Source organism: Roseisolibacter sp. H3M3-2, from assembly GCF_029211165.1.
GTDB lineage: Bacteria > Gemmatimonadota > Gemmatimonadetes > Gemmatimonadales > Gemmatimonadaceae > Roseisolibacter.
Genome location: NZ_JARGEK010000213.1, coordinates 1 through 8236, shown reverse-complemented (window position 1 = coordinate 8236; position 8236 = coordinate 1). Strand labels below are relative to the sequence as shown.

At 76.8% G+C, this 8236-nt stretch carries 7 protein-coding genes; 3 read left to right on the top strand and 4 right to left on the bottom strand.

Features of this window, described 5'->3' with window-relative positions:
• The coding region (locus PYV61_RS16335) for an NAD(P)H-hydrate dehydratase (protein WP_275833506.1) at positions 1 to 393 on the top strand (393 nt) is incomplete at its 5' end.
• A 31-nt stretch (positions 394 to 424) separates the two neighbouring features.
• Here PYV61_RS16335 and PYV61_RS16330 read toward each other — a convergent pair.
• The 4 genes from PYV61_RS16330 to PYV61_RS16315 form a co-directional block, all read right to left on the bottom strand.
• Complete coding sequence (locus PYV61_RS16330; protein WP_275833504.1) at positions 425 to 1963, bottom strand: serine hydrolase domain-containing protein; 1539 nt, start codon at positions 1961 to 1963, stop codon at positions 425 to 427.
• Positions 1953 to 3272 carry an amidohydrolase family protein gene (locus tag PYV61_RS16325; RefSeq protein WP_275833502.1) on the bottom strand — a complete coding sequence of 440 codons (1320 nt, stop codon included), beginning with the start codon at positions 3270 to 3272 and terminating at the stop codon, positions 1953 to 1955. Before PYV61_RS16325 ends, PYV61_RS16330 begins: the two co-directional genes overlap by 11 nt.
• Positions 3273 to 3398: 126 nt before the next feature.
• Positions 3399 to 4553, bottom strand: coding sequence for an MFS transporter (locus PYV61_RS16320; RefSeq protein WP_275833500.1), 1155 nt, complete (start codon positions 4551 to 4553; stop codon positions 3399 to 3401).
• Positions 4550 to 4882, bottom strand: a complete 333-nt coding sequence (locus PYV61_RS16315; RefSeq protein WP_275833498.1) for an antibiotic biosynthesis monooxygenase — start codon at positions 4880 to 4882, stop codon at positions 4550 to 4552. The genes PYV61_RS16320 and PYV61_RS16315 overlap by 4 nt, the downstream gene beginning before the upstream one ends.
• A gap of 115 nt (positions 4883 to 4997) precedes the next feature.
• Between PYV61_RS16315 and PYV61_RS16310 the strand changes: the two genes are divergently transcribed.
• Positions 4998 to 6332 carry a tetratricopeptide repeat protein gene (locus tag PYV61_RS16310; RefSeq protein ID WP_275833496.1) on the top strand — a complete coding sequence of 445 codons (1335 nt, stop codon included), beginning with the start codon at positions 4998 to 5000 and terminating at the stop codon, positions 6330 to 6332.
• Positions 6329 to 8074: a M48 family metalloprotease gene (locus PYV61_RS16305; RefSeq protein ID WP_275833494.1), complete on the top strand. Its 1746-nt coding sequence runs from the start codon at positions 6329 to 6331 to the stop codon at positions 8072 to 8074. Before PYV61_RS16310 ends, PYV61_RS16305 begins: the two co-directional genes overlap by 4 nt.
• Positions 8075 to 8236: the final 162 nt, after the last annotated feature.

Below are 8236 nucleotides of genomic sequence, written 5' to 3'. Positions count from 1 at the left end.
CTGACGCCGCACGCCGGCGCGATGGCGGCGCTGCTCGGCGTGCCGCGCGCGGAGGTCGATCTCGACGCGCGCGAGGTCGCGCGCCTCGCCGCCGCGCGCTACGGCGCGACGGTCGCGCTCAAGGGCGCCGAGAGCTGGATCGCGGAGCCCGACGGCGCGCTGCTGCGCTTCCGCGGCGGCGCGGTGGGGCTCGGGACGTCGGGCTCGGGCGACACGCTGGCGGGGATCGTCGCCGGGCAGGCCGCGCGCGGGGCGGCGCCGACGACCGCCGCCACCTGGGGGGTGTGGGCGCACGGCACCGCGGGGCGCATCCTCGCGCGCCGCACCGCCACCGTCGGCTACCTGGCGCGCGAGCTGCTCGCCGAGGTGCCCGCGCTGGTGGGGCGCGCGTAGGAGCGCGCGCGGCGGACGCGCGGACCGCGCGTCAGCGGCAGGCGGGCGCCGGGTCGAGCGACTCCTCGCGCCGCATGGGCGCGACGTCGAGCTGCTGCACCCGCGCCGGGATCGTCGGCGCGAGCGTGAGGAAGACGCGCAGGTCGCCGGTCGCGCAGCGCAGGCGGAAGCGGCCGCGCAGCGCGTTCTCGGGGACCAGCGCCCCCTCCGGCCGGCACTCGCCGCCGGCGGCGGCCGTGAGCCGCTCGTACGCCGCGCGCCGCCGCGCCTTGGGCTCGTCGAGGTAGAGGTTCATCGCCGCCACCGAGTCGGCGAGCGCGTCGTCCCAGCGCGCGAGCAGCCGCGCCACCTGCCCCTGCCGCTCGACCAGCACGGGCGCCGGCGCGGGCGTCTGCGGCGCGAGCCCGCCCGCCTTCACGAGCAGCGCCAGCGCCTCCTCGGCGGGGCCGCCCCACCCGGTGTAGGTGCGGTTCCCGAGCGCGACGATGCCGACCCCCTGCTCCGGCAGCCAGCGCATCAGCGAGCCGTAGCCCGGCAGCCCGCCGGTGTGCGAGACCGAGACGCGGTACAGGCACGTCTGCCGCACGCCGAGCCCGTAGCCGTAGCCGCCCGCGCTCAGCGCCGGCGCGCCGGTCGAGTCGCGCACCGCGGTCGCGCCGTTGTAGCGCCACACCTGCTGCATCTCGCGCCGCGACGCGCGCGACAGCGGCCCCTGGTCCCCGCCGTCGCGCGCCGGCCAGGCGTCCTGCAGGAACGCCACCCACCGCGACAGGTCGGCGACGGTCGTGAGCAGCCCGCCCATCGGCCCGAACGCGCCGTCTGGGAGCGCCGGCTCCAGCAGCCACTCGCCGTCCTGCACGCGGTACCCGAACGCCAGCCGCGCCGGCGGCACGTCGCGCGCCTCCAGCGTCGTGCTGCGCATCCCCAGCGGGAGCAGCAGCCGCTCGCGCAGGTAGCGCGGGTACGGCATCCCGCTCACGTTGGCGACGACGCGGCCGAGGATCGCGAAGCCGTAGTTCGAGTACTCGTACGCCGTCCCCGGCGCGGTGGAGAACGGGATCCCGCCGCGCATCATGCGCGTCAGCTCGGCCTCGGTGGCGGCGAGCTGCTGGTCCCCCCACGGGTTGTCCTCGGGGAACCCCGCCGAGTGGGTGAGGAGGTCGCGCACCGTGATGCGCGGCGCGTCGGTCGTCGGCCCGCGCAGCGCGCGCAGCTCGGGGACGTACCGCTCGGCGGGGTCGTCGAGGCGCAGCTTCCCGGCGTCGCGCAGCTGGAGCACCGCCGCCGCGGTGAAGCTCTTGGTCATCGACGCGATGCGGAACACCGTCGACGAGTCGACCGCGGCGCGCGACGGGACCTCGCGGATCCCGTGCGTCCCCACGTGCACCAGCCGCCCGTCGAGCACGATCCCGTAGGCGATCCCCGGGACGCGCGTGCGCTCGGCGTGCGCGCGCATCAGCGAGTCGACGGCCGGGAACGCGGCCGCCACGCGCGCCGCGCGGTCCTGCGCGCCCGCGGCCGCCGGGAGCGCGAGCAGCGCCGCGAGGACGACGCGCGCGCTACTGCGCATGGCGCGCCGCGATCTCGGCCAGCCGCTTCTGGATGTCGTCCTCCGACAGCCAGCGCCCGCGCACCATGACCCCGGCGCGCTTGGTCAGGTTGCCGATGTCGGCCAGCGGGTCGGCGGTGAGGAGCAGCAGGTCGGCGCGCTGCCCGGCCGCGATCGTGCCGAACTTGTCGGAGCCCGCGAAGTACTCGCCCACGCGCCGCGTCCCCGTCGCCAGGATCTGCTCGGGGGTCATCCCCGCCTCGCGCATGCGCAGCAGCTCGCGGTGCAGCGAGAAGCCCGGGACGCTGAACTGCTGCGGCGCGTCGGTCCCCATGAGGATCTTCACCCCGGCGTCGCTCATCGCCTTGAGCAGCTTCATGCGGTTGTCGATCACCCGGCGGCCGGCGGCGCGGTCCATCTGCGGGCTGTTCATCCGCTGCGTGTGGAGGTTGGTCCACTGCGCGACGGTGTTCTTCGGCATGTAGCGCAGCTCGGGGTACGCCGTGACGGTCGCGACGTCGGCGGTCCCGTACAGCACCTCCCACAGCGCCATCGTCGGCACGATCCAGGCGCCGGCGTCGCGCGTCTTCTTGATGACGTCGGCCATCGCCGCCGCGTCGAGGTCGCGCTGGTCGCCCTGCAGCTGCTCGATGTAGCCGTCGATGTGGTCGAACGTCTCCTGCCCCATCTCCAGCGCGTGCAGCAGCCCGACCTCCGCCGGCACGTGCCCGCCGAAGCGGATGCGCTCGGCCTTCGCCGTGCGGGCCATCGCGTCGTACTCCGGGCGCGTGAGCCCGGGGTGCACCTTCAGCAGGTCCCACCCCTCGGCCTTCTGCGCCTTCACCATCTGCTCGGCCTGCTCCGGGGAGTTCACCGAGTTACCGTTGAAGCTCGGCCCGGCCAGGTAGAGCGTCGGCGCGATCACCTCGCCCTTGTTGGCGCGCTCGCGCAGCGCGAGCTGGCCGGGGGCGCCCAGCATGCCGCGCACGGTGGTGATGCCGTTGGCGACGTAGAGGAAGAGCGTCTCGTCGGTGAGCACGGCCGGCGCGTTGGGCGGCGGGACGTGCCCGTGCATCTCGGCGAGCCCGGGGACGATCCAGCGCCCGCGCGCCTCGACGCGCGTCGCGCCGGCCGGCACCGCGGTGCGGGCGCTCGGCCCCACGGCCACGATGCGGTCGCCGCGGACGACGACGGTCTGGTCGGCCTGCGGGGCGCGGCCGTCCATCGGCAGCACGGTGGCGCCGACGAACGCGGTGACGGCGGGCGCCTGCGCGGCGAGCGGCGCGGTCGTCAGCGCGAGCGCGGCGGCGAGGGGGCGGAGCGTGGGCATCGGGATCCTCGGATGGGAGACGGGACCACGCTACCACGTGGGATGGGCCGTGGCAAAAGCATTTGACAGGATTGACAGGAAACTGGGGGAAAGACTGCAGACTCGAGTCCCTCCCCCAGTTTCCTGTCAATCCTGTCTGAAGTTGTCGTTCTCCCGGCGCAGCGCCCGCGCCAGCACCGCGACGAGGAGGCTGGTGACCGCGACCGTGCCGAGCCCCGCGCGCAGCGACGTCGCGTCGGCGATGAGGCCGATGGCGGCCGGGCCGGCGAGGAAGCCGGTGTAGCCGAACGTCGAGACGGCGGCGATCGCCGTCCCCGCCGACTCGCCCGGCGTGCGTCCCGCGGCGGCGAGCACGGTCGGGAAGATCGCCGCGAAGCCGGCGCCCACCGCCGCGAAGCCCGACACGGCGGCCCACGGCGTCGGCACCGCGACCGCGAGCGCGAGCCCCACCGCGGCCAGCGCGCCGCCGCCGCCCACCAGTCGCACCGCGCCGAGTCGCACCGTCAGCGCGTAGCCGCCCGCGCGCCCGCCGGCCATCGCGAGCGAGAAGGCGGCGTAGCCCGCGGCGGCGAGCCCGGGGCCGGTGCCCGCGACGTCGCGCAGGTAGACGGCGGTCCAGTCGGCCATCGCCCCCTCGCCGAACAACACGCAGAACGCGATCACGCCGAGGGCGGCCAGCGCGCGCGTGGGGCGCGCGAAGGCGGGGGCGTCGGGGGTCGCGTCGGCCGACGGGGGCAGCAGCCGGCGCGCCGCCAGCCAGGCGACGACGGCGAGCACCGCCGCGGTCCCGGCGAGGTGCGCGCGCACGCTCACCCCCCGCGCCGCCAGCACGCCGCCCGCCGCCGACCCGGCGAGCCCGCCGAGGCTGAACAGCGCGTGGAAGCTGGCCATGATCGGGCGGCGGTAGGCGCGCTCCACCGCGGCGGCCTGCGCGTTCATCGCGACGCCCAGCACGCCGTTGGCGGCGCCCACCACCGCCAGCGCCGCGGCCAACGAGAGCGGGTCGGGCGCCAGCGCCGGGAACGGGAGCGCGGCCGCGAACGCCAGCGCGCCGGCGCGCGTCACCGGGCGGCTGCCGCGGCGCGCCACCTGCCGGCCGGCCAGCGGCATCGCCACCAGCGCGCCGGCGGAGAGCCCGAGCAGCACCAGCCCGAGCGTGCCGACGTCGATCCCCTGCGCGCGCTGGATGGCGGGGATGCGCACCACCCAGCTCGCGACGCCGACGCCGCAGAGCAGGAAGAAGGCGGCGGTCGCGACGCGGGCCGCGCGCGCCCCGGTCACTCCCCGGCCGTCTCCTCGGGCATCTCCCAGCACGCGGCGTCGGGGAAGAGCGCCTCCAGCTTCACGCTCCGGCGCGGCTCGGCCATCATGGGCTCCACCGCGTCGCGCCAGGCCGCGTAGTGCGCGGTCGCCTTGTGGCGCGCGGGGTCCTCGGCGGTGCGGTAGATCTCGACCAGCTGGAAGCGCGTCTGGTCCTCCCGCTCCTGCAGCACGTCGAAGCGGATCACCCCCGGCTCGAGGACGCTGTTGCGCGCGTTCTCCAGCGTCGCCTCGCGGAAGGCGTCGATCGCTTCGGGCTTCACGTGGACGTGGACCTGGACGACGAGCACGGGGCCTCCGCGAGAAGGGGGACGCCGGACGGCCATGTCGCGGCCGCGGCTGGGACCGTATGATAGCGGCTCCCCCTCTCCTCTCCCCGCCCCCCTCCCGCGGCCGAGGTGCGTCATGCCCGACTTCGACCGGCTCGACTGGGTCAACGACTTCTCCGTCCAGCTGGACGACGAGGAGATGCTCGCCACGGTCGGCCCGATGGAGGCCGAGCTGCTCTACCGCGGCTCGCGCCTCGGCGCCGCGCTCTGGCTCGCCCTCCTCGGAACGGTCGGCGCGCTGCTCGGCGCCCTCTCGCTCAGCCCCGCCATCCGCGCCTCGGCGGTTGCGTTCGTCGGCTTCCTGGCCGCTGCCTTCGCGGTGCTGCGCGCGGCGCGGCCGGTGACGCGGCGCCTCTTCGACCCGTGCCTGACGTTCCACGCCGGGTCCGCGATCTTCTGGTCGGTGCTGCTGGCGTGGGCGGTGATGCTCGGCATCCCGCGCGAGGCCACCTGGGCGGCGTACACGCTCGGCGTCGGCGGCGGCCTGCTGGTCGGGCTGGTGCGCGGCAGCGTGCACCCGAACACCGTGCGCAACGAGGACGTCTGGATGCTGGCGTCGCTCCTCCTCGCCCCCGCCGCCGCGTGGGCCGCCGTGTGGGCCGCGCGCCATCCGCTCGGCGGACTCGCGCCGCTGGAGCTCGCCCTCGCCGCCGGCGGGATCGTCGCCGCCCTCTGGTCGGTCCCGATGGAGGCGTTGCTGATGGCGATGTGGCGCGAGTCGAACGGGCTCGCACAGCTCGCGCGCGTCTTCCTGCACAACGAGCGCTATTACGACCGCGCGCTGGCGGCCATGGACCGCGCGATCGCGCTCGACCCGAAGAACCCCGAGCTGCACGACCTGCGCGCCACCGTGCACGCGAAGCTCGGCAACGCGGACCGCGCCGAGGAGGACCGGAAGCGCGTCGTCGACTTCCTGCCGAAGAACGCCACGGGCGCGATGAACCGCGGCGTCGACGCGATGGGGCGCGGCGACTACGACGCCGCGGTCGCGCTGCTCCGGCACGCCGCCGCGCTCGGCCCGAAGGACCCGATGATCCACAGCAACCTGGGGGCGGCGCTCGAGAAGCGCGGGGACTTCGACGAGGCGATCGCGGCCTACGACCGCGCGCTGGCGCTCAAGCCGAAGTACCCGAACGCGCTGGCCAACCGCGCCTACGCGTATCACCGGCGCGGCGACCACGCGCGGGCGATCGAGGACTGCGAGCGTGCGCTCGCGCTGCGTCCCGACTTCGCCAACGCGATGGTCAACCGCGGCCACGCGCTCGCCGCGCTCGGCGACCGCGACGCGGCGGCCCGCAGCTTCCGCGAGGCGCTCGACTCACGGCCGCCGGGGAGCGTGCGCGACGAGGCGCTGCAGGCGCTCGACGCCCTCGAGACGCCCGGCGCCGGCGCGCCGGCCGGCGCGCCGTGAGGCGCCCCCCCTCCGACCTGCGGCTCGCGCTGCTGGTCCTGGAGGGGTACGCCTGGCTCCTGGGCGTCGTCGCGGCGTTCGGCGCGGTCCTGGCGTTCCTGGCCTGGGGGCTGCTCGCTCGGCGCCCGCTGGTGGCCGTCGTCGCGCTGTTCGTCGGCGTGCCGACCGCGCTCCTCGCCTGGGCGTCGGTGCGGGTGTTCTTCTTCCGACTCCCCGAGCCGCGCGGCGTCGCCCTCGCGCGCGACGACGCGCCCGCGCTCCACGCGCTGGCCGACGACGTGGCGCGGGCGCTGGGCGTGCCGCGCGCGGAGCGCCTCGTCGTGTCGCCGTCGTTCAACGCCTCGCTGGCCCACCGCCGCACGCTCGTGGTCGGCCTGCCGGTGCTGGCCGCGCTGTCGGTCGATGAGCTGCGCTCCGTCGTCGCCCACGAGCTGGCGCACCTCGGGCACCACCACGGGCGGCTCGCGGCGTGGGTCTACCGGACGCGGCGCACCTGGCTGCGGCTGATGGCGGCCGTGCACGAGCGGGGCGCGATGCCGATCTTCGTGCGCTGGCCGTTCGCCCACTACGTGCCGCGCCTCGACGCGCTGTCGGCGCACACGGCGCGAGCGCAGGAGCTGCTGGCCGACCGCGTCGCCGCCTCGCTGGTGGGCGCGCGTACCACGGCCGACACCCTCGTGCTCATGGACCTCGGCGGCCGAATCGTCGGCGACCGCTTCTGGCCGGCGGTTCACGACGCCGTCGAGACCGACCCGGAGCCTCCGCACCCCTTCGCGCGCATGACGGCCGAGGGCGCGCGGCCGGCCCCGGGCGGCGACACGGAGGCACTACTGCGCGAGCTGCTGGAGGAGGAGACCGAGGACGACGACAGCCATCCCTGCCTCACCGAGCGGCTGCGCGCCGTCGGGGAGCCGGCGCGCCTCCCCCCGGCGGTGCCGGCGACGGCGGGCGAGGCGCTGCTCGGCGCCGCGTTCGCCGAACTCGCCGCGCGGCTGGACGCGGAGTGGCGGGACGCCCAGCGCGAGGCGTGGACGGCGCGCCACGGCCGCCTACGCGACGCCCACGCGCGCCTCGCGACGCTCGAGGCAGACTCCGCGCCCGGCGCGGACGCGCTGTTCGCGCGCGCCGAGCTGCTCGCCACGCTGCGCGGCTCCGACGCTGCGCGGCCGTTCTACCTGGCGGCGCTGGAGGCCGACCCCGCGCACGCGCGCGCCGCGTTCGCGCTGGGCGAGCTCCTGCTGGAGGACGGCGACGACGCGGGGGCGGCCCTCCTCGAGCGCGCGGCCGAGGGCCCACCGAACGTCGCCGAGGAGGCCTGCGAGCTGCTGGCCGACCTCTACGAGGAGCGCGGGCAGGAATCGGCGGCGGCGCGCTGGCGCACGCGCGGAGACCAGGCGCGCGGGCTGGCCCGCGCCCGCGCGCGCGAGCGCGACGCCGTCAGCGCGCTCGACCGGTTCGTGCCGCACGAGGTGGAAGGCCCGGCGCTCGACGCGGTACGCGCCGCCGTCGCCTCCGAGCCCGATGTGCGCGAGGCGTTTCTCGCCGCGCGCCTGCTCTTCCACTCGGAGGGGCGCCCGCTCGTCCTCGCGGTCGGGGCCAGCGGGAGCTCGGGGGACGTGCTGTGCGACCGCGTGCGGCGCGCCGTCGCGCTGCCGGCCGGCGCCGCGGTGGTGGTGCTCGGTCGCGAGCCGCGCGCGCTGCGCGACGCGCTCGCCGCGGTCCCAGGCGCCGCGCTGCTGTAGCGCGCCGTCAGCCGCCCGCCGGCGGCTCCCCCGCCCTGGCGCGCCGCAGCAGCGCCCGCACGCCGTCCCCGGTCACCGCCCGCGGGTTCGGGTACGGCCGCGCGGCCGCCAGCGCCACCGCGCGCCGGAGGTCGTCCTCGCGCAGGCCGAGCGCGCGCTGCG

Bases quoted from the DNA above. Each gene is read 5' to 3' on its own strand.
- PYV61_RS16310 (WP_275833496.1), top strand. From the start codon at position 4,998: ATGCCCGACTTCGACCGGCTCGACTGGGTCAACGACTTCTCCGTCCAG.
- PYV61_RS16325 (WP_275833502.1), bottom strand. From the start codon at position 3,272: ATGCCCACGCTCCGCCCCCTCGCCGCCGCGCTCGCGCTGACGACCGCG.
- PYV61_RS16330 (WP_275833504.1), bottom strand. From the start codon at position 1,963: ATGCGCAGTAGCGCGCGCGTCGTCCTCGCGGCGCTGCTCGCGCTCCCG.